Genomic DNA, 21,167 nt, shown 5'->3' on the forward strand with positions numbered 1-21,167 from the left:
TCAAAAACATCCTTTAATAGGATAAGCTTTCACATCATAAAAATTAAAGAATAACAATAGGGAGGATAAACCAATGAGAACATATGAAGAGATAGCTGCCTTTGAACATCAATTTTGGCTTCAAATATTAGGTGATCACGCAAGATTTATTTTAGATTCTTTAGCAGTTAGTCAGCGAGAAGATATTGAAAAGGCAAAGAAATTCCAACAGATTTTTGACACATTATTAAAAAAGGCAAGGGAACAAACTGATTTTTCTGCTTTGACATTAGAGGCAGACGAATATGCTCGAGAGCTTTGTGATTTTAAGCTCTCCATAATAAGAAGACATATTGCTGGTAAGATCACCATTCATTTACCACCTTCATTTATTAACCACATGGTCAATGAACTGGAGGAATACTTACTTGTTTTAACGTATTTAAAAAAGAAAGAAAAGCCACCGATTTTCCATGAGCTACATCATCATTTGGTGTGGTTGTTAGACGCCGCGGGTCATGCTGGTGCGATATCAGACACTCTTGATCGTGCAGAGAAGGATCTTAAGCTAAAAAGTGAACTGTTTGCAAAACAGTTTGAGGATTTTTATCTTAAAGCGGTTGAGTTGTCAGGTTACTTAAGAGCAAATATAGATTCATTTCCAGCATTAACGAAAATGAACAAGGATGTTAAGCTTGAAATCGAATTGTTTAGAGGCTTTTTAGCTGAAGTGGAAGAAATGGAATTAACCAATCAAATGTTAAGTACATTTTCAGCTTTAATGGCTGATCATATGATGCGTGAGGAATGCTATTACTTAATGAAGGTAGCCCAATCAACTAATACAAATAAGCCTGATTGTGATCCGACAAAACCTAGGTTAGAAGCATAATAGAAGAGTTCCCTTATTTTATTATAGGGGACTCTTCTTTTCTCACCTCTGAAAGCTGCGCCGATAATTGTCGCAAGACCTGTACCAATTTTGGGTGTACCAATTGAAAAAAGTAAAACAGGTAAAAGGACCCCAAAGAAACCCAAAAGACTACCATATTTCCATAAGCCATCACCTAAAGAACCATTTATAATGAAATTAGGTGAAAGAATAATTAATAAAGATAGATAAATCTAGTAAGCTATTAGTCAAGCCGCCACCTGCAAGAATTGTACCGGTAAATATAATGATCTTGCACAAAGCTTTTCCTTACTAAGCAGGCAATAAAATGAACCGACTTACAAACCATAGTTAATACGGGATAAATTTAAGACCAATTGTAGCGGAAATAATCATGGAAATAAACAATAATCGTTTCCAACCTGCTGATTCTCCTAAAAATATGATTCCAATTAATGCACTACCTACCGTACCAATTCCTGTCCAAACAGCATAGGCGGTACCCATAGAAATAGTTTTCATTGCAAATGAGAGAAAGAAAAAGCTCATGGCAAATCCAGCTATCATATAAAGAACATGAATGACCGATTTTTTCTTATTAAATTTGGAGATAGCTGCAACACCAGCAACTTCACAAAACCCAGCTAAAATGAGAACGATCCAATCCATCTTCTCACACCTCCCCTTTCGTTGCGTCACGTTCAGGTGTTACTACTTTAAGACCAATTACTCCTGAAATGAGAACAGTACATAAACCAATTTTCACCCAACTAAAAGATGTACTGTAAAAAAGAATTTCCACGAGAACAGTTCCAACTGCGCCTAATCCTGTAAATACCGCATAAACAGTACTAATAGGTAATGAATCTGTCACGCTAATTAATATATAAAAACTAATAATAATAGAAAAAATAGTTCCAATCCACGCTAGTGGATCTTCAGCATGCTTTAAACCAGTAACCCAGCATACTTCGAAAAATGCCGCTACAAAAATTAGCAACCACTTTTTATTCATGTTGTTATTCCTCCTTAGAACGAATACCTTGCCAATAAACTTTCCAACATGCATTTAGCCTGCGTTGAAAACGATCGTTTCCACTATATAGCAGCTCGACCAATACAGAATCAGTTAGTCCGATAAATGCGATAACTGCTTCATTTACCGGTGTGAGTATGGAGTCCTTATGATTGGTAAATATCTCGATTAGAATTCCTTCCAATTCATCATAATATTTATAAAGACTAGCGATTACTTGCTGATGGAGATGGGTTGGTGGAAGAAAGCCTATTCTTAGCAAAAATCTAGTTTCCGCTTGTGATTCATAACGCTTGCTATATTCTTGTAAAAATTGAAAAAGCTTCTTTTCTAAAGCGAGAGTGTTATTCTTTGAGAAAAAGCTCTTGATATAACTAGTCTCTTGAACTAGTACCTCCTCCATTATCTTTAGAAATAAATCATCCTTATTCGCGAAATGTGCGTATATCGATTGCTTTTTAATTCCAACATCACTTGCTATAGCAGATAAAGACGTGCCATCATATCCACTACTCGCAAAATGATGCAACGCATATTTTTTAATTTCGTTAGAAGACATCATAATCATCCCTTCCTGACGTTCGTTAGTTTCCTAGTATAAATGTCCGTGAAAAAAGAGTCAATGGCTAATCAATAGATCACCAGAAATTAGATATTAATACCTATCGCTTCAATTTACTGACATTGATTTTTTTGTGTTTACCTTGTTATTCTATTAGATGGTAGACTAATTACCATTTCACATCAGTCAGTAAATGTATTTAAAGAGGAGTAAGCATCATGAAAAAAACCATATATAGTTCGATTCTTTTAATTACTTTTTGCTTCTTCTTATTTCCAACTATGATAAGTGCAAGCATAGAAAACGATGAGTTACAGCTAAATAGTGAAGCCGCTATTTTAATAGATGCCCAATCAGGTCAAGTGATTTACGAAAAAAACAGCAAAGAAAGGCTATCACCAGCGAGTATTACGAAGATTGCAACAGCTATATATGCAATTGAATATGGAAACTTAGATGAACTTGTTACTGTAAGTGAAAATGCAAGAAATGTAGATGGTACAGTGGTTTATTTAGAGGTAGGAGAGCAGGTACCTTTACTGAAGCTAGTCCAGGGTCTTCTTATCAATTCAGGTAATGATGCAGGGGTGGCAATCGCAGAACATTTAAGTGGGTCAGTAGATGAATATATTATCGACTTCAATCAATATTTACAAGAACAAATTGGTGTAGAAAATACGTATTTTACAAATCCACATGGACTCTATGACCCAGAGCATTTAACAACTGCCGAAGATATGGCTAAGATTACACAATACGCATTAAATAATGAAGTATTTCGTGACATTTTTAAAACTAAAGAGCTTCCATGGGATGGAGAAACCTGGGATACAACCCTTATTAATCACCATGTTATGGTACGCGACGAATCTTATGAAGGAATAACAGGTGGCAAGAATGGCTTTGTTACTGAGTCTGGTTTTACGCTTGTAACGACAGCAGAACGAGAAAATTTGAGCCTAATTGCTGTTACGTTAAAGTCTAAATCTGATGACCAAACTTATGCTGACACATCAGCACTACTTGATTATGGGTTTCAACATTTCGAAACTGATAAAATTATAACGAATGAACAGTTTGAAGATAATCAGGGAAATATATTTGTAACAAATCAAGATATTTCCTATACAAAAAAAATAGGTGAGTCTGTTGAAACGGAAATTAGTCCTTCAGGAGAGCTAGTTATAGAAGGTGACGATGGCAGAGAGTTGCAAAGACAAAACCTTGTAAAATTAAAAAGTAAAGAAAATGATGAACAAATGAAAAGTAAAGTAGTGGCTTCCCCGATAGCTGGAGATGAAATAAAAGCTGAAACCCATTTGCGATTCATCGTGCCACTTGCACTTGTGATCACTTTCTTTATTTCAGGGATATTTTTCATCAATGTAAGAAGATTATAAATATGGTTTTTAAGCACAAGATAATTACGAATCATTTTGCAAATTTTTGTTCATTCATATATAATTTAGTAAGATTTCTACCATTCTCTTAAGAAAGAAGTGTTAATTAGATGAACTTAGGTTTCGGAGAAATTATGCTTATTGTATTTGTCGCTCTATTATTATTTGGTCCAAAGAAATTACCTGAGTTAGGTAAGGCTGCAGGAAAAACATTAAGAGAATTCAAAAGAGCAACAAAGGGACTTATGGACGATGATGAGGACTCTTCTGTTAAAAAATAACTATAAAGGTTTTAGGATATAAGGATGAGGGGCAGGGCAATTTGTCAATGTCTCTTTTTTTATGGAGAAAAATGCGTAATAATGGTATTAGATTTTTTTTTGCGTTACCATTTCTATGTTAGCGACAAAAAACATATTATGTGAGTATAATACTTTAAAGGGGGGCGTTATTTTTGAAGACACCTATTTACATGAATACTTGGGATTTAGAATCTCTGTTTAAAGATGGTAGTCAATCTAATGAGTTTAAACAGTACATACAGGAAATTGAAAACCTAATTTATGAATTAGAGCAATCAGTGACAAGCTGGCCAAAGAGCTTTTCATCAACATCCATAAACATACTCTTAGTGACATTAGAAAAGATTTCTTACATAAAAATGAAATTAGAACAAGCTAGTTCATTTGTAGGCTGCCTGCAGGCTCAAAACACGGCAGATGTACATGCTAATCTTTTGCGTTCAAAGCTAACTACAATAAGTACAGCGTTTTCAAAAAGTTTGCTGACGTTTGAACAATTACTTGGTGATATAGAACAAGATACTTGGGATGTGTTGATCAAAGACTCGCGGTTAGTCGAGCTTACATATGTTTTAAATGAAATGCGAAATCAATCAAAAGAGAGACTTTCGGTTGATAAGGAGCAGTTAATTCAAGGGTTATCTGTCGACGGTTATTATGCTTGGGAGCAGCTATATGATCTTTTCGTTGCAAAAATCCAAATTCCTTTTAACGAGAATGGTGAAACGAAGACTTTGTCTGTTGGCCAAGCTTCAAATAAATTTTCAGATCAAAGCCCTATAAAACGCAGAGAACTATTTGAAGGATGGGAAACAGCCTGGGGAACACATGCAGATGTGTTTGCTGAGACACTAAATAGAATAGCCGGGTTTCGATTAACTGTTTATAAAGAGCGTGGCTGGGATGATCCATTAAAAGAACCGCTTGCCATAAATCGCATGAAACAAGAAACCCTTGAAACGATGTGGAAAGTAATTTCTGAAAACAAACAGCCGCTTGTAGAATATATGAAGAGAAAAGCCGAGATCATAGGGGTAGACAAACTAAATTGGTATGATATAGAAGCCCCTGTTGTTGAGACAACAACAAATTCGACAGTAACATATCAAGAAGGATCTCAGTTCATTTTAAATCAATTTCGCCAATTTGGACCTATGTTAACTGAATTTACAAAAAATGCTTTTGAAAAACAATGGATAGAAGCAGAGGATCGGCCTGGTAAAGCACCAGGTGGATTTTGTACAGGTTTTCCTGAGAGCAATGAATCAAGAATCTTTATGACATTTTCAGGTACACCATCAAATGTATCAACACTTGCTCATGAACTAGGTCATGCTTTTCACTCATATGCAATGAGTGATGTCCATCCTTTAAATTGTGATTATGCGATGAATGTAGCAGAGACCGCCTCTACATTTGCTGAAATGATTGTCGCAGATGCAGCTGTAAATCAAGCAAATGATAAAACAGAACGCCTTACCTTGCTTGAAGATAAATTACAACGAAGTGTAGCCCTCTTAATGAATATCCATTCTCGCTTTCTATTTGAAACTAGATTTTATGAAGAACGGAAGCATGGCTACGTATCAAGTGAAAGATTATCGGAGTTGATGGTTGAAGCTCAGAAGGAAGCATATTGTGATTCACTTGAAGAATACCACCCACATTTTTGGGCGTCTAAGCTTCATTTCTTTATTACAGATGTGCCATTTTATAACTTTCCATATACTTTTGGTTATTTATTTTCACTTGGAATTTATGCAAAAGCGCTCGAAGAAGGTGAAGCGTTTGAAAAGAAATATATTGCATTACTGAAGGACACAGGGTCTATGTCTGTTGAAGAATTAGCAGCAAAGCATTTGTCAGTAGATTTAACAAAAAGAGATTTCTGGGATCAAGCAGTGAAAATGGCTGTAAGTGATGTAGAAGAATTTATTCAGTTAACAAATAAATAATCTTTTCAAAATAGGTTTTCACCTTAAGGGAAAAAGGGAAAAGATTATAAATTATAGAACAGGGGTGGTTAGCTTGAAGCTAGCAACAAAAATTATTATTGGTTTAATATTAGGGGCAATTGTTGGATTAATTTTAAACCTTGTTTCACCTGATTTATTTAAGACGCTTAATACATTTTTATTTACACCATTAGGAAAAATATTTTTGAATTTAATTAATATGCTTGTTGTTCCTATTGTCTTTTTTTCAATTACACTTGGGGTTGCGGGCTTAGGTGATCCTAAAAAGCTGGGCAGGATTGGATTTAAAACAATCACTTTCTTTTTAGTGACTACTGCAATAGCGATCGTTATTGGTCTAACACTTGCAAGTGTTATTCAACCAGGTAATATTGGAACCTTTGATACATCGGGGGCAGAATTCGAAGCGGGAGAGGCACCATCTACTGCTGAAACCTTGCTTAATATTATCCCAACAAATCCGATTAAAGCCTTTGCTGAAGGGAATATGCTCCAAATTATTGCGTTTTCTATCTTTATTGGATTTGGGATTACGATGCTTGGAAAAAAGGCAAGCACATTACTTACTGTAGTTGAGCAAGGAAATGACTTAATGATGTACTTAGTTAATTTGGTGATGAAGTTTGCTCCTTACGGTACATTTGGATTAATCGCTACAGCAGTAGGTAGTCAAGGATACTCAGCTATTAAAGCAATGGGGTTATACATGATCGTTGTTGTTTTGGCTCTTGTTATTCACGCGGTCGTAACTTACGGTTCAGCCGTTTTCTTCCTAGCTAAATATAATCCATTAACGTTTTTTAAAAAGTTTTCACCAGCAATGAGTGTTGCTTTTAGTACGTCAAGTAGTAATGCAACATTACCTGTTTCAATGGAAACAGCTCAAAAGGAGTTAAAAGTACCAGAGTCAATTAGTAGCTTTGTTCAACCTTTAGGTGCAACGATTAATATGGACGGAACAGCGATTATGCAAGGTGTTGCAACGATTTTTATTGCTCAAGTTTATGGCGTGTCTTTAACTCCGATAGAACTTGTTACTGTTGTGTTAACAGCGGTATTGGCAAGTATCGGAACTGCTGGAGTACCAGGAGTTGGCTTAATCTTACTTGCAATGGTTTTAAATTCTGTTAACTTACCGGTTGCAGGTATTGGCTTAATTTTGGGAATTGACCGCTTATTAGATATGGCTCGTACAGCAATTAATATTACAGGTGATGCAGCATGTGCATTATATGTATCTGAAACAGAGAAAAAGCACATGAATACGAAAGAAGCAAATCTATAATCTTGACCAAAAAATGTTAGCCAGAGTTCTGGTTAACATTTTTTCTTTATGTAGCATTAAAAGGGGAATTCAAATTTATTTAGGCTCTTTTCTAAAAGATTGTTGTTTTTGACAAAACTGATTAGGTTGATTGGAACGGATATGCGAGACTCCTGTGGGAGTAGCGGGACAGATGAGACCCCGCAGGCGCTTCGCGCTGAGGAGGCTCATCGCCCGCCCCACGGAAAGCGAGCGTCCTGGAGTGCCAATCAACCAACCCAATACTATTTTAAAAGCAACAAAGTTTGGCGAGTCAGCCTTTATTTAAGATCAAATATCAATTTTGAAAAATAAAGAGCGGATAAGCAAACTAATTATGTAAGCGCTTAATCGTGTGTTTTTAGGTTTATTTGAGATTTTTAAGTTAATTTCGATCCTTTACTGTAAAACACTAGAGGAGTAATATACATTCATGAAATATTTAAGATCATACTATTAAGGATTGATCTTTATTTAATTTTAAAAACAGGAATATACCATTCAAAATCGCTTAATCCTAATTATAGGAGCGGAGGAACCAATGTTTGAGTCGATCTTTCTTCGACTAGGGGTGAATCAAACGTAATGTTTCGTTTGTAGGGCTACTCTTTTGCCCGAATCCGACAGCTAACTTCGTAAGCGTTAGAGAGGGAGTGAACGTGTGATATAGGTCACAGGGGTTCATTATGCCTCTGTGTCTTTTTTTGGTCTTGAATTCTATGGTGTACTTAGTTTTGATGTCTAGCTCCAGCGCCTAGACCTCGGGGTCATAAGCCAACCAGGAATTGAAGACAAAGAACGTCTTCTATTCCTGAGCGTCTTATGCCTGCCTTAGTCTGATAAAGGCGCTTACGCTTTTCTTATTAATTTGAAAGTGAAAGAAGGAATTTTGTGTGAAAAAGCAGTTCGCTGTATTTGGTTTAGGTCGTTTTGGAGGTAGCTTAGTGAAAGAGTTCCATGAGCTTGGGATTGAAGTACTTGCCATCGATAAAAGTGAAGAAAAGATTCAGCAGTATGCACCATATGCGACACATGCTGTTAAAGCTAATGCTATTGATGAAAATGCCTTAAAGCAGCTAGGAGTTAGAAATGTTGACCATGCATTTGTATCATTTGGTGATGATATTGAAGCAAGTATCTTAACATCTTTATTACTCAAAGAATTAGGAATCCCTCAAGTATGGGCAAAGGCTCAAAATGATTATCACCAAAAGGTGTTAGATAAGATTGGAGTTAACCGTGTCATTCACCCTGAACGAGATATGGCAAAGAGAATTGCGCATCACATTATTTCAGAAAAAATGATTGATTATATTGAGCTTTCAAGAGAATATAGCATGGTTGAGGTTGTCGCAACAAAGAAATTATATAACAAAACACTGTCAGATTTAGATATACGCTCAAAGTTTGGCTGTAATATTGTAGGCATTCAGCGTGGCGAAGAAATCTGTGTATCTCCTAGTGCAGATGAAAAAATTGGCTTAGGAGATGTCTTGTTGATTATTGGGAAAAACAAAGAAATCATTCATTTTGAAGAAGATGGAATGTAAAAGATGAATATGAAAAAGGTCATTAAGCTTAATCCATCGCAACTTTTAGTGCTGGTGTTTATTGTCTCGATCATGGTTGGAACAATTTTGCTGAAATTGCCTTTCTCTACACATCAATCAATTAAGTGGGTAGATGCTTTGTTTATAGCGACTTCGGCAATGACGGTTACTGGCCTTGCTACTGTGGATCCAAGTTCAACCTTTACTACTCTCGGTCAATTTATCATAGCGTTGCTTATTCAAATTGGTGGATTAGGGATTATGTCTTTTGCAGTTTTGATTTTTATTATGCTAGGGAAAAAAATTGGAATAAAAGAAAGATTGTTAATGCAGCATGCTTTAAATCAAACATCTGTAGGCGGGGTAATAAAGCTCGTTAAATATTTATTTATCTTTTCTTTTACAATTGAAATGATTGCGATGGTTTTCCTCGCATTTCGGTGGATCCCACAATTTGGTTTTTCGAAAGGCTTATTTTATAGCTTCTTTCACTCAATATCTGCTTTTAACAACGCAGGATTGGCTTTATGGCCAGATAATCTCTCCCAGTTTGTAGGAGATCCGTTAATCAATATTGTCATTTCAACGCTTTTTATTATTGGCGGAATTGGCTTTACTGTATTAGTAGATATTTGGCATAAACGTTCTTTTAGAAAGTTTTCACTTCACACAAAATTGATGGTAGTAGGAACATTGGTTATCAATGTAATTGCGATGCTATTTATATTCTGTGTAGAGTATAGTAATCCCAATACACTAGGAGAACTTTCAATAGGTAAGAAACTTTGGGCTTCCTATTTTCAAGCTGTATCACCACGAACTGCGGGTTTTAATACAATTGATATCGGAAGTTTAGATGAAACAACGATATTTATTATGATTATTTTAATGTTTATTGGTGCAGGTAGTGGATCAACAGGTGGAGGAATAAAACTTACAACTGCTCTAGTAATTGGTTTAGCGACCATTTCATTTTTAAGAGGGAAAAGTGAGATTGTCATTTCAAGGAGGACGATTAATTCAGGTTATATTTTAAAAGCTCTAGCCATTACAATGGTTAGTATCGTCTTTGTTATTATTGCAACTGTGATGATGAATTTAACTGAAAAGGCACCGTTTATTGATTTAATGTTTGAAGTTGTCTCAGCATTTGGAACTGTTGGTCTTTCAACTGGAATTACAGCAGAATTAACAACTATAGGAAAACAAATTATTATTTTCATTATGTTTGTAGGAAAGCTCGGGCCTTTAACGTTAATGTTCTCTTTAGCAAAACCTTCGAAAGAGAAAATTCGTTATCCACAAGAAGATATTTTGACTGGGTGATAGCGGTCAAAATAGAAATGGGGCATCATCAGATTTGATGCCCTTATATATGTGATAAAAATAATGAACATAACAAACCAAGTGAAGCAATCAACCCAACAATAGCTCCGCCCTCTTCAAATGCTTCTGGCATCATTGTTGAAGCTACCATTGACATAATTCCTCCAGCTGCAAATGCAGATATAAATGAGAGAATAGTCGTTGAAGCGTCCCGAAGAAGTGAATAACCAAGTAAAGAGCTTAATGAGGCTAGTATTACGACAACCATCCACATCAAAACAAGTGTTTTCTTACTATATCCGTCCCTTTTTAGTCCAACTGTGCTAGATAATCCCTCTGGAAAGTTACTTATGAAAACAGCAATCACCATTAAATAACTCACAGTCCCTTGTTCGAGCAAACTAACTCCAATAATCACTGACTCTGGAATCGCATCTATAATTGTACCGATAAAAATAGAGAGACCAGAGTGATTACTGGTTTTCTTGTTTGTGCGTTTTCTTTCATGTCCGCCTCTTTTTGTAATCAATAGTTCTGAGAATGTGAAAATACATGCCCCAGAAAGAAAACCAATTGATGTAACTAGTAAGCCACCTTCATTTACTGATTCAGTAAGTAGCTCAAAGGAAGCTGCACCGATTAAGACACCAGTTCCAAAAGACATAATAAGTCCAGTTATCCTCTTGGAGAGATCTTTAAAAATTCCCAGTAGAGCTCCTATTAAAATGGAAGACCCAGCAAACGCTCCCCAAAGTGCAGCTTGAAGCAACATTCTCATCTCCTGTCCTTTTTTAGATTATTTTCCCCATTTAATTTAGAAAAAACGATTCTGCGGTAAATTTAATCAGCGGAAAATGCAAAAAAAACGACTGACAAATGTCAGCCGCATTTTACATCTTATTCATTTATAATTTTTTCAAGATCATCAAGCAGCTTATTTGCTGCAATTACGCCACCTGCAGTGTTCCAAATCGCGTCATCTACCTTATAGGCTTTTTCAGCTTTTACTACATCTAAGTTTTTCCAAAGTGGATCATTCGTCCATTCTTCTTCTGTTTTAGTAGCTTCAGTATCTCCAGGTGGTGCATAAGTAAAGTAGAACAGAATATCAGCATCCATTTGTGGAATAACTTCTTTCCCCACTTCACGAACAAACAAGTCATCAGGATTATCAGCAAATAACTCTTGAACAGAACTAGAATGTTTTAATCCAAGCTTGTCAAATATGACGCCAGAAAATGTATCGGTATAATAGACTCTTGTTAAACCTGCCATAAAGCGAACAACAGATACTTCCTGGTTTAATTTATCACCAGCTGTTTCTTTAAGCTCGGTAATACGTGCTTCGAAATCATCAATAACCTTTTGACCTTCTTCTTCATGATTTAGTGCTTTTGCATATAATTTGAAGTTTTCTTGCCAGTCGCCTCTTAATGTTTCTGAAAAAACAGTAGGGGCAATGGCGCTTAATTTGTCATAAATTTTTTCCTGACGCATTTTGTTACCGATAATAAGATCTGGTTTAAGAGCAGCGATCGCTTCTATGTTTACTTCACTTTCTGTTCCAACAACTTCTACGTCTTTCATATCGCTTGAAATGTGGTCATACCATGGTTCACCTAACCACGATTGTACAGCACCAACTGGTGTTACCCCCATTGAAAGAAGTGCTTCTGTACCTTCATTTGTTAAGATAACAACCTTTTGTGGTGTCCCAGTAATTTCAGTATTTCCCATTGCGTGTTCAATTGTATATGTTTCTTCTGCTGGAGCATCGTTACTGCCTGTAGTACCTTCTGTTTCAGTATTTTCTTCTGTGTTATTCCCACAAGCTGCTAGTAGTAACATAGTTAAGCCAAGTAAGAATAATGATAGCGATGATTTTTTGTATGTAGATTGCATTGTTAACCTCCTAATTGTTTTGATAATCATTTTCATTTACTAAGGAAATGATAAGAGTTATCAACTAAAATGTCAACGATTAATTGAAAATGATTTTCAAATTCATTTAATTTTGATAAAATGAAAGTAGATATAAGAAGTTATAGGGAGTACATTATGTTATCAAAATCAACTAAATTAAAAATAACCGTCCTATTACTAGGGTTTGCAATACTTCTATTATTAATGTGTGGAAGTCTTATCTTTGGTTATGCAAATACAAACTTGAAAATAGCGTATGATGCATTTACTAGCTTTGACGGTTCTAATGAACATATTATTATTCATAATGTTAGGTTGCCGAGGGCTCTAATAGGAGCAGTCGTTGGTGCAAGTTTAGCTATTGCTGGTGCAATCATGCAAGCATTAACAAAAAATCCGTTAGCCTCACCAAGTGTATTTGGAATTAATGCAGGAGCAGGTTTCTTTATAGTAGTGGCTGTTTCCTTATTTTATGTGGATTCTTTACAGGCTTATACATGGATTGCATTTGCTGGCGCAGCTACAACTGCGTTTGTCGTCTATTTCATCGGCTCATTTGGAAGAGAAGGATTAACTCCAATGAAGTTGACATTAGCAGGAGCTGCAATGGCAGCTTTATTTTCCTCTTTAACACAAGGGTTGCTTGTTGTGAATGAATCAGCTTTAGATCAAGTCCTTTTTTGGTTAGCTGGCTCTGTTCAAGGACGGAAAATGGAAAGCTTGCTTTCAGTTTTACCTTATGTAGCACCTGCAATTATCTTAAGTATGATCTTGTCGCAGAAAATAAATGTGTTAACAATGGGAGAAGATGTGGCAAAAGGATTAGGTCAACGAACTGGGTTTGTTAAACTTACAGCTGCTCTAATCGTTATTGTGCTTGGTGGAGGCTCTGTTGCAATAGCTGGTCCCATTGCATTTATTGGGATTGTTATACCGCATTTTGCAAGGTTTTTAGTAGGGAATGATTATCGTTGGATTATTCCTTATTGTGCTGTGCTTGGCGGGGCTCTTTTAGTATTTGCTGATATATTAGCAAGATTTATCGTCATGCCTGAAGAGGTGCCAGTAGGAGTAATGACAGCCTTAATTGGAACTCCCTTTTTTGTCTATATTGCACGTAGGGGGTTCGGTCAAAAATGAAAAAGTACTTCAAACTACGTATTGCCTCAGATAAATTTTCGTTTTTAATAGATAAAAAAACAGTCGTGACATCAGCAGTATTAAGTGCAGTTGTTCTTGCAATTTTTATCATTAGTACTGGAGTCGGTGAAGTCATTATCAGTCCATTGAATGTAGTTAAAACATTATTTGGCTTCGGCACTGAAATGGATAATTTATTTATTTTCTCATTTCGATTACCAAGGATTATTATTGCTTTGTTAGTTGGGATCTGTTTAGCGGTGGCAGGAGCAATCCTTCAAGGGCTGATTCGGAACCCGTTAGCATCGCCTGATATTATTGGTATTACAGGTGGGGGTTCGGTAGCTGTTGTTGTATTCTTTATGCTGTTTAGTAATAAGAACAATGCCTTAACAGTGAGTATTGAATGGATCCCTGTGGCAGCATTTTTAGGTGCTACAATTTTAGGGTTGCTAGTGTATCTTCTTTCGTGGAAAAATGGCTCATCTTCTATAAGGCTAGTTTTAATAGGTATTGGTTTATCAATGCTTACTCAATCATTAACAACCTTATTTATGATTAAAGGACCGATTTACCAAGCAGCACAAGCAAATGTTTGGATTACTGGAACAGTATATGCAGCTAACTGGGAACAGGTACGAATTATGCTACCAGTTGTGCTTATATTATTGATCATCAGTATGATCTCAGTAAGAAATGTTAATATACAAGAGCTCGGAGATGAACTTGCAACTGGTGTTGGAAGTGCAGTTCAAAAAAATAAGCTTTTCTTGTTAATTTTAAGTACAGCACTAACAGGATGTGCTGTAGCGTTTGCAGGTGCAATTGGTTTTGTTGGACTAATGGCACCACATATTGCCAGAAGGTTAGTTGGATCTTCTTTCGGCTCATTACTACCTGTTTCAGCTTTAATAGGAGCTCTTCTAGTTATGGTAGCAGATTTAATTGGCAGAACATTGTTTTCTCCGTTAGAAGTTCCTGCCGGTGTTTTTACCGCAGCTATCGGGGCACCATATTTTATATATCTATTATTTAAAACGAGGAATTCCTAATTAAAAACTTATATTTTTTACTATTGAAAAGGAGCGATTTAGTATGCATTCTATTGAAACAAATGCGCTCACACTTTCTTATGGTGACACAATTATTATAAATGAGTTAGATGTGAAAATTCCAAAAGGTGAAATTACCGTTTTTATAGGAAGTAATGGCTGTGGGAAATCAACATTGCTTCGCTCAATTGCAAGACTGCTAAAGCCAAAAGAAGGCTCTGTTTTACTCGAAGGGAACGCAATTGCTAAATTACCTACAAAAGAAGTGGCAAAACAGCTTGCGATTTTACCACAAGGTCCTGTTGCTCCTGAAGGTTTGACGGTTCTTCAGCTTGTTAAGCAGGGGAGATATCCATATCAAAGTTGGTTAAAACAATGGACAAAAGAAGATGAGGCTGCTGTTACTAGTGCCCTAGAAGCGACAGGTATGCAGGATTTTGCTGAAAGACCTGTTGACTCACTTTCTGGTGGTCAAAGGCAACGTGCATGGATCGCCATGACTTTAGCACAAAAAACAGATATTATCTTGCTGGATGAACCAACAACATATCTTGATATGACACATCAAATTGAAATATTGGATCTTTTATTTGAATTAAATGAACGAGAAAATCGAACCATTGTTATGGTACTACATGATTTGAACTTAGCCTGTCGCTATGCTCATAATCTTGTTGCCCTTAAAGATCAAAAAATATTTGCTCAAGGCAAACCTGAGGAAGTAATAAATTGTAGTTTAGTTCAAAATGTTTTTCAAATGAATTGTGAAGTGACAGTTGATCCGTTATTTGGAACACCATTATGCATCCCACATGGAAGAGGTAGATGCATCGTTAAAGAAGTTGGCATTGTTAATGGCTAGACTTACTGAAATCGAAATCAATGCTCTAAAGAAGTATCGCTTAAATACAGAAACAGTTGTACCAAGCCTAACAATTAAGGGTGTTGATTTGCTTAGTGAGGAACGACTTAATAAGATTTTTAAGGAAGAACTTCAGGGGAAACTTAATACGGACAAATCTAATGTAATTGGCTCGATGCTTGTAAAAAGATATGCTTTTATAGCTGCATTAGTGTTGTATTCAATGAGTGCATTTGATAAAGGAATTAATGGCTCAATTCAAAATGTTTCCCTCCAAACAGATGAATCTGATCCATTATGGTTGCCAAGCTTTTATTTTGATCACTTAGAGGTAACGACTCCAGAAATAGATAGAACTGAGTGGAGAACAAGTGTCGTACAATCCCTCTTTTTAGAAAATATCGTAAAAGTTATTACCTCTATTTCAAAGCAAGCAAAAGTTGCTAAAACAATTCTATGGGAAAATATTGCGGTATATATTTTTTGGATGTATGAAACGTTACTACAAGATGACAGTTTTTCACAAGAACAATTAGTAAAGATTCAAGAGGATTTTTATTATGTTATACATGATGCACCACCACAGCTGTTTGGAACAAAAGCACTAAACCCATTTTCCCAATATGATCTTCCAAAACAAAATGACGTCCGTATGCGAAAAACTTGCTGTTTATTTTATTTAACGTCAAAGAATGATGATCGTTGTACTACATGTCCTATTAAATGTAAAAGACTATGAATCAGTAAGGAGGACATTAAATGGATAAAGAACTTACTAAACAGTTTGATGGTTTATTGGAAAAGTATACAGAACTATTAATTGGGGAAGTATCTGATGAATTGACAGAGAAGGTAAAAATGTGGGCATTATACACACATATAGCAAAGTCAATGCCACCATTAGCGAAGCATTGGAATGTGACATATCCTGATGCCAAAAATGAAATGAGAACAATCATCAACGAAATTAAAGCTCTTAATGAAAAACATCGTGAAAAAGCAAACCAAAAATAAACAACTCAGCTTCCTGTTATTGAAGCTGAGTTGTTTTTGCGCTTTAACATCCAGCTCCAGCGCCTAGTAAACTTCACACTCCTTATACGCTAAGTCAACATCGAACGCTCGTGCTCTTCGTGTTTCCTTTGCCGCACATTAACGGGCAGTAAATAATATAACTGCCCGTAAAGGTCCGATAAGTCTCGCTTTATCTCATACGGAGTGCTCCAGTTCATACGTCGCTGATCAAGGCGCTTACGCTTTTGTAATTACTGAGACATTCCACTACTATAAGGTGATTGTTGCACGATATAGTTTGAAAATTGTTGATGTGATTGCTGAAGCTTTTGTGTGTCAGCGGCTTCAAGTGCGTACCATCCATTTCTAAACATAAGATTGTATAGGTCTCGTTGTGATTGCTGTGTTTCGTTGAAGATGGTTAGTATATCTTGGTAAAGTGCTTGGTGACTTGCTTCGTTCAAAGCAGATGAGTAGGAAGCAGTCATGTATTTTTCTGTAGATAAAAGATCATTAACAAAATCACGATCATTCATTTGTGGTCCTTTTTGTATTTGTGTTTCAGGGTTGGTTATTTTTTGTTGTTGATTGATATTCATTTCCATCACTCCTATTGAAGTTGTGATCCAGCTGAAGGTTGTTGTTGATTTTGTAAGTGAGTTAATATTTTTTGATAATGCTGATGATGCATTTGACCGACTTGATCTAGTTGATTTTTTATTTCTTGATTTTGACATTGGGACGCAAAAAAATGAGCCTTTTTCATTGCTAAAAGGTTCCAAGAGAGCATATCTGTTAAGTAAAGCTGATCTTTTGTTGTTACAATGCTTGGTGGCTGCTGCATCATTGTTTGTTGCTGTTGCTGTTGCATGTTCTGTTGTTGTTGCATAGTTTTGTAACCCTCCTCACATATTATCATCATTATCGTTCCACGAAATAACGGATCTATACACCTTCTGTTTTAACAGATTTTTTTAGAGGACATATAGATAATATAGGAAGAATACAGTCTTTAGTAAGAGAGATTTTATGATTGCGCTTTATACAAGGTCTTTGGCTTAACAACCAAAGGCCTTCTATATATCAGCTGGGCATGAAAACGCTATAGGAGGGGTTTATATGGAAAAACTACTTCGAAACTCTTTCATGTTTTTATCCAGAAACAAGATGATGACAAAATTAGCGAAAAGGTATGGTTTAAGGTTTGGTGCAGCAAGATTTGTTGCGGGAAATACAATTGAAATGGCAACTAAGGTAATTGAAGAATTAAATAAAAAAGGTCTTGATGTAACACTGGACTATCTAGGTGAGTTTATTCAAGATGAACAAGAAGCAAATGAAATGGCTAACAACACAATGAAAGCAATTGAAGCAATAGGTAAAGAAAATCTACAATCACAGCTATCATTAAAATTAACATCTATGGGATTAGACATATCGGATGAAGTTGTTTTACAAAATATGAGACGAATACTGTCTGTTGCTAAGCAAAATAAAGTATTTGTCACAATTGATATGGAGGATTATTCAAGGTGTGAAAGAACTCTTGAAATTTATAAAGAGCTAAGAAAAGAATTTAACAATGTTGGTACGGTTCTTCAAGCATATCTATACCGTACAGTTATGGATATTGAGGAGTTAGCCGAGTATCGTGCAAATTTGAGACTTGTAAAGGGGGCGTATAAAGAATCTTCAAGGGTTGCATTTCCGGAAAAAAAAGCAGTAGATGAAAATTTTAAACAAATCATTAAGATGCATTTATTGAATGGGAATTTTACTGCCGTAGCAACGCACGATAATGCGATAATAGATTATACAAAAAAACTTGTGAAAGTGCACAAAATACCTAAATCACAATTTGAATTTCAGATGCTCTATGGCATTCGTCCTGAAAAGCAGCTAGAACTCGTAAAAGAAGGGTACCGAATGCGTGTATATGTTCCGTATGGGACTGATTGGTATGGGTATTTTATGAGGAGGCTTGCTGAAAGGCCTGCAAACGTAGCTTTTGTGTTGAAGGGAATAATTAAAAAGTAAAATGCTAAGCAGGGCCAGACCCCTCCAATAGTGTATCCGAAACTAAAAAAGCGGAGGGGTTAGACCATTGAAAAATTACAAGTTATCATTTCCCATATTATGTTGCTTATATTGCTGGTTTTGGCTTGTGCGTTTTCCGCCACCTGCTTTTTCATTTGTAGGACCAGCGTTGCCCTTAACACTTGCAGCACTAACACCAGCTTTTGAAGGATCCTTTTTTAAACGTGCCATGAACTATCACCTCCTAAGAAATTAGCTTTCCCAAAGTGGAATTTGATTATTTAGGAAAAAATATCATAAATGTATTGAAGAAATTTTCAAAATCTTTTATATTAAAATAAAGGAACTAATTCGCAAGGGTCATTTTTTTTGGGAGAAAAATGAATGAGTATTCATTCAAAAAGGGGGAAAAAGCATGAGCCAACGTATTAAGAAAGCTGCAGTATTAGGTTCAGGGGTAATGGGCTCAGGAATTGCAGCACATTTAGCTAATATCGGCATCCCTGTCTTACTATTGGATATTGTGCCACGTGAATTGAATGAGGATGAAGTTAAGAAGGGGTTAACCTTAGAAGATAAGTCAGTTCGAAACCGTAATGCAGCAACATCTATAAAAAAGCTGCTAAAACAAAAGCCAGCTCCATTAACAGTAAAGGGAAATATTGATCTTATAGAAGCAGGCAACCTTGCAGATGACCTACCTCGCCTTTCTGAAGTAGATTGGGTAATTGAGGTAGTTGTTGAGAATTTAGCAGTAAAACAAAAGGTTTTTGCTGAAGTTGATAAACATAGAAAACAAGGTAGTATTATTAGTTCAAATACATCAGGAATATCTGTTGAAGCAATGGCAAAAGGTCGTTCAGAGGATTTTAGAAGGCATTTCCTTGGAACACATTTTTTCAATCCACCTCGTTATTTAAAGCTATTAGAAGTGATACCAACAAAGGATACCGATGAAAAGGTATTAACGTTTATGAAAACATTTGGAGAGGATGTTTTAGGTAAAGGTGTTGTTGAAGCAAAGGATACACCTAACTTTATAGCTAATCGCATTGGTACGTATGGATTACTGGTAACTGTCCAACAAATGCTTAAAGGGGGATACAGTGTAGGTGAAGTTGATTCTGTAACAGGACCTCTTATTGGCAGACCGAAAAGTGCAACCTTTCGAACACTTGATGTCGTTGGTTTAGACACGTTTGCACATGTGGCTAGAAACGTCTATGACCAAGTAGATGGCAAGGAAAAAGAGGTATTTGGGGTTCCGGCATTCATGCAAACAATGCTGGATAATGGTTGGTTAGGAAGTAAAAGTGGTCAGGGGTTTTATAAAAAAGAAGGCAAAACAATTCTTGAATTAAATCCTGAAACGTTTGAGTATGAAGAGAAAAAGAAAATAACGTGTCCATCAATTGAGCTTGCTAAACAGGCTAAGGGATTAAATGATAAATTGAAAGCGCTTATATATTCTAAGGATCGGGCAGGGCTTCTTTTACAAAATATCACCATTCCGACGCTCATCTATTCTGCAGAGCTGCTTGGAGATATTGCCGATAATATTGTCGCGATCGACCGCGCTATGAAATGGGGATTTGGTTGGGAAGTTGGTCCGTTTGAGCTTTGGGACGCAATTGGTGTTAAGCAAGCCATAGAAGTAATGGAAACAAAAGGATTTACCGTTCCTGCTTGGGTAAAAGAGATGGTTGAGAAGGGCTTTGAGACATTCTATCGAAAAGAAAATGGTGTACTACTCTTCTATTTTAATGGAGAATATCGCCAAGTTAGAATAAATGCAAAAGTAATTGATTTAAAAACACACAAAGAAGTCAATGGCGTCATAAAGAAAAACAGTGGTGCAAGTTTGATTGATCTAGGGGATAATGTGGCATTGCTTGAATTTCACTCAAAAAGTAATGCAATCGGTCTAGATATCATCCAAATGATTAATTTTGCTATCGATGAAGTAGAAAAAAATTATAAAGGACTTGTTATTGGAAACCAAGGCAAAAACTTCTGCGTGGGAGCAAATCTTGGCATGATATTAATGGAAGCTCAAGACGATAACCTTTTTGAAATCGATATGGTTATCCGCAAGTTCCAACAAGCGATGATGAGGATTAAATATAGTAATAAGCCTGTTGTAGCTGCACCATTTGGAATGGCACTAGGTGGAGGTGCCGAAATTTGTTTACCTGCTAGCCGTATTCAAGCATCCTCTGAAACATATATGGGATTAGTTGAAGTTGGGGTAGGATTAATCCCAGGTGGGGGAGGAAATAAAGAGCTCTATATTAAGCAATTAAACAATATGCCTAAAGGTGTAGATTTTGATTTACAAGCAGTTGCAAATAGAGTCTTTGAGACAGTTGCAATGGCAAAGGTTTCAACATCAGCTGCAGAAGCGAGGGAAAATCAATTTTTAAATGACGGTGACAAGATTAGTATTAATGGTGATCACCTATTATACGATGCAAAACAGCGCGTCATTGAACTGCATGATAATGGCTACCAACCTCCTACTAGAAAGAAAATACCTGTTGTTGGTGAAACTGGCTATGCAACATTACTACTTGGTGCACAATCTATGTACCTTTCAGGCTTCATTTCTGATCATGATTTAAAAATTGCCAAAAAACTTGCTTTTGTTATTGCTGGTGGAAGAGTTCCATTCGGTACTGAAGTAGATGAACAGTATCTGCTCGATTTGGAAAAGGAAGCATTTTTAAGTTTAGTTGCCGAGGGCAAATCTCAACAACGTATGCAACATATGCTCGTAAAAGGGAAGCCGCTTAGAAATTAAGAGAAATATAACG

The 21,167-nt window shown here is 36.1% G+C and carries 22 protein-coding genes, 1 pseudogene and 1 riboswitch; of the genes and pseudogenes, 14 read left to right on the plus strand and 9 right to left on the minus strand.

What is annotated here, in order from left to right:
• The first annotated feature begins 73 nt into the window (after positions 1-73).
• Positions 74-871, plus strand: a complete 798-nt coding sequence (locus tag WCV66_RS07585) for a DUF2935 domain-containing protein (protein ID WP_338788519.1) — start codon at positions 74-76, stop codon at positions 869-871.
• 49 nt (positions 872-920) lie between these two features.
• Here WCV66_RS07585 and WCV66_RS07590 read toward each other — a convergent pair.
• The 4 genes and pseudogenes from WCV66_RS07590 to WCV66_RS07605 all read right to left on the minus strand — a co-directional run.
• A pseudogene (locus WCV66_RS07590) lies at positions 921-1,050 on the minus strand (EamA family transporter); the annotation flags it as partial.
• Between the two features lie 172 nt (positions 1,051-1,222).
• Entirely contained in the window at positions 1,223-1,540 is a 318-nt protein-coding gene (locus WCV66_RS07595) for a DMT family transporter (RefSeq protein ID WP_066329863.1), read from the minus strand.
• Between the two features lie 4 nt (positions 1,541-1,544).
• A complete protein-coding gene (locus WCV66_RS07600; protein WP_066329864.1) occupies positions 1,545-1,886 on the minus strand; it encodes a DMT family transporter in 342 nt (113 codons plus the stop codon).
• A gap of 4 nt (positions 1,887-1,890) precedes the next feature.
• Complete coding sequence (locus tag WCV66_RS07605) at positions 1,891-2,469, minus strand: TetR/AcrR family transcriptional regulator (protein WP_338788520.1); 579 nt, start codon at positions 2,467-2,469, stop codon at positions 1,891-1,893.
• Positions 2,470-2,687: 218 nt separating this feature from the next.
• On the opposite strand from WCV66_RS07605, the gene WCV66_RS07610 reads away from it, so the two are divergent.
• The 6 genes from WCV66_RS07610 (at position 2,688) to WCV66_RS07635 (ending at position 10,326) form a co-directional block, all read left to right on the plus strand.
• On the plus strand, positions 2,688-3,869 hold the full coding sequence (locus WCV66_RS07610) for a D-alanyl-D-alanine carboxypeptidase family protein (protein ID WP_338788521.1): 1,182 nt from the start codon (positions 2,688-2,690) through the stop codon (positions 3,867-3,869).
• Between the two features lie 110 nt (positions 3,870-3,979).
• Entirely contained in the window at positions 3,980-4,150 is a 171-nt protein-coding gene (locus tag WCV66_RS07615) for a twin-arginine translocase TatA/TatE family subunit (RefSeq protein ID WP_066329867.1), read from the plus strand.
• A 191-nt stretch (positions 4,151-4,341) separates the two neighbouring features.
• Positions 4,342-6,126 (plus strand): M3 family oligoendopeptidase, encoded by a 1,785-nt coding sequence (locus WCV66_RS07620; protein WP_338789413.1) that lies wholly within the window; start codon positions 4,342-4,344, stop codon positions 6,124-6,126.
• A 73-nt stretch (positions 6,127-6,199) separates the two neighbouring features.
• Complete coding sequence (locus WCV66_RS07625; protein WP_338788522.1) at positions 6,200-7,432, plus strand: dicarboxylate/amino acid:cation symporter; 1,233 nt, start codon at positions 6,200-6,202, stop codon at positions 7,430-7,432.
• A 516-nt stretch (positions 7,433-7,948) separates the two neighbouring features.
• Positions 7,949-8,107: riboswitch (cyclic di-AMP (ydaO/yuaA leader) on the plus strand.
• A 236-nt stretch (positions 8,108-8,343) separates the two neighbouring features.
• Positions 8,344-9,000: a TrkA family potassium uptake protein gene (locus WCV66_RS07630; protein WP_338788523.1), complete on the plus strand. Its 657-nt coding sequence runs from the start codon at positions 8,344-8,346 to the stop codon at positions 8,998-9,000.
• Positions 9,001-9,003: 3 nt separating this feature from the next.
• Entirely contained in the window at positions 9,004-10,326 is a 1,323-nt protein-coding gene (locus tag WCV66_RS07635; RefSeq protein ID WP_185653740.1) for a TrkH family potassium uptake protein, read from the plus strand.
• A gap of 43 nt (positions 10,327-10,369) precedes the next feature.
• Here the strand turns inward: WCV66_RS07635 and WCV66_RS07640 are convergent, their stop codons facing one another.
• The gene (locus WCV66_RS07640) at positions 10,370-11,095 is read right to left on the minus strand and encodes a ZIP family metal transporter (protein WP_066329984.1); all 726 of its coding nucleotides are present in this window, start codon (positions 11,093-11,095) and stop codon (positions 10,370-10,372) included.
• Positions 11,096-11,223: 128 nt separating this feature from the next.
• The gene (locus tag WCV66_RS07645) at positions 11,224-12,228 is read right to left on the minus strand and encodes an iron-siderophore ABC transporter substrate-binding protein (RefSeq protein WP_338788524.1); all 1,005 of its coding nucleotides are present in this window, start codon (positions 12,226-12,228) and stop codon (positions 11,224-11,226) included.
• A 156-nt stretch (positions 12,229-12,384) separates the two neighbouring features.
• Here WCV66_RS07645 and WCV66_RS07650 point away from each other — a divergent pair, with 156 nt between their 5' ends.
• From WCV66_RS07650 to WCV66_RS07670, 5 genes are read left to right on the plus strand one after another with little or no spacing between them, the layout of a single operon-like run.
• Positions 12,385-13,389, plus strand: a complete 1,005-nt coding sequence (locus WCV66_RS07650; protein ID WP_338788525.1) for an iron ABC transporter permease — start codon at positions 12,385-12,387, stop codon at positions 13,387-13,389.
• The gene (locus WCV66_RS07655) at positions 13,386-14,441 is read left to right on the plus strand and encodes a FecCD family ABC transporter permease (RefSeq protein ID WP_066329879.1); all 1,056 of its coding nucleotides are present in this window, start codon (positions 13,386-13,388) and stop codon (positions 14,439-14,441) included. The genes WCV66_RS07650 and WCV66_RS07655 overlap by 4 nt, the downstream gene beginning before the upstream one ends.
• Before the next feature lie 43 nt (positions 14,442-14,484).
• Complete coding sequence (locus WCV66_RS07660; RefSeq protein ID WP_066329882.1) at positions 14,485-15,303, plus strand: ABC transporter ATP-binding protein; 819 nt, start codon at positions 14,485-14,487, stop codon at positions 15,301-15,303.
• Positions 15,296-16,042: an IucA/IucC family C-terminal-domain containing protein gene (locus WCV66_RS07665; RefSeq protein WP_066329884.1), complete on the plus strand. Its 747-nt coding sequence runs from the start codon at positions 15,296-15,298 to the stop codon at positions 16,040-16,042. Before WCV66_RS07660 ends, WCV66_RS07665 begins: the two co-directional genes overlap by 8 nt.
• Positions 16,043-16,062: 20 nt before the next feature.
• A complete protein-coding gene (locus WCV66_RS07670; RefSeq protein ID WP_338788528.1) occupies positions 16,063-16,317 on the plus strand; it encodes a YusU family protein in 255 nt (84 codons plus the stop codon).
• A 251-nt stretch (positions 16,318-16,568) separates the two neighbouring features.
• Here the strand turns inward: WCV66_RS07670 and WCV66_RS07675 are convergent, their stop codons facing one another.
• Both WCV66_RS07675 and WCV66_RS07680 read right to left on the minus strand, forming a co-directional pair.
• Complete coding sequence (locus WCV66_RS07675) at positions 16,569-16,916, minus strand: spore coat protein (protein WP_066329888.1); 348 nt, start codon at positions 16,914-16,916, stop codon at positions 16,569-16,571.
• Positions 16,917-16,927: 11 nt separating this feature from the next.
• Complete coding sequence (locus WCV66_RS07680; protein ID WP_066329893.1) at positions 16,928-17,206, minus strand: hypothetical protein; 279 nt, start codon at positions 17,204-17,206, stop codon at positions 16,928-16,930.
• Positions 17,207-17,436: 230 nt separating this feature from the next.
• On the opposite strand from WCV66_RS07680, the gene WCV66_RS07685 reads away from it, so the two are divergent.
• On the plus strand, positions 17,437-18,354 hold the full coding sequence (locus tag WCV66_RS07685) for a proline dehydrogenase (RefSeq protein WP_338788529.1): 918 nt from the start codon (positions 17,437-17,439) through the stop codon (positions 18,352-18,354).
• Between the two features lie 75 nt (positions 18,355-18,429).
• On the opposite strand, the gene WCV66_RS07690 is transcribed toward WCV66_RS07685, so the two are convergent.
• Positions 18,430-18,585, minus strand: a complete 156-nt coding sequence (locus WCV66_RS07690) for a YuzL family protein (RefSeq protein WP_207975513.1) — start codon at positions 18,583-18,585, stop codon at positions 18,430-18,432.
• A gap of 184 nt (positions 18,586-18,769) precedes the next feature.
• Here WCV66_RS07690 and WCV66_RS07695 point away from each other — a divergent pair, with 184 nt between their 5' ends.
• Positions 18,770-21,154, plus strand: a complete 2,385-nt coding sequence (locus tag WCV66_RS07695; RefSeq protein WP_338788531.1) for a 3-hydroxyacyl-CoA dehydrogenase/enoyl-CoA hydratase family protein — start codon at positions 18,770-18,772, stop codon at positions 21,152-21,154.
• Positions 21,155-21,167 lie beyond the last annotated feature (13 nt).

The organism is Metabacillus rhizosphaerae, assembly GCF_037201795.1.
In the GTDB taxonomy this organism is placed as follows: domain Bacteria; phylum Bacillota; class Bacilli; order Bacillales; family Bacillaceae; genus Metabacillus; species Metabacillus rhizosphaerae.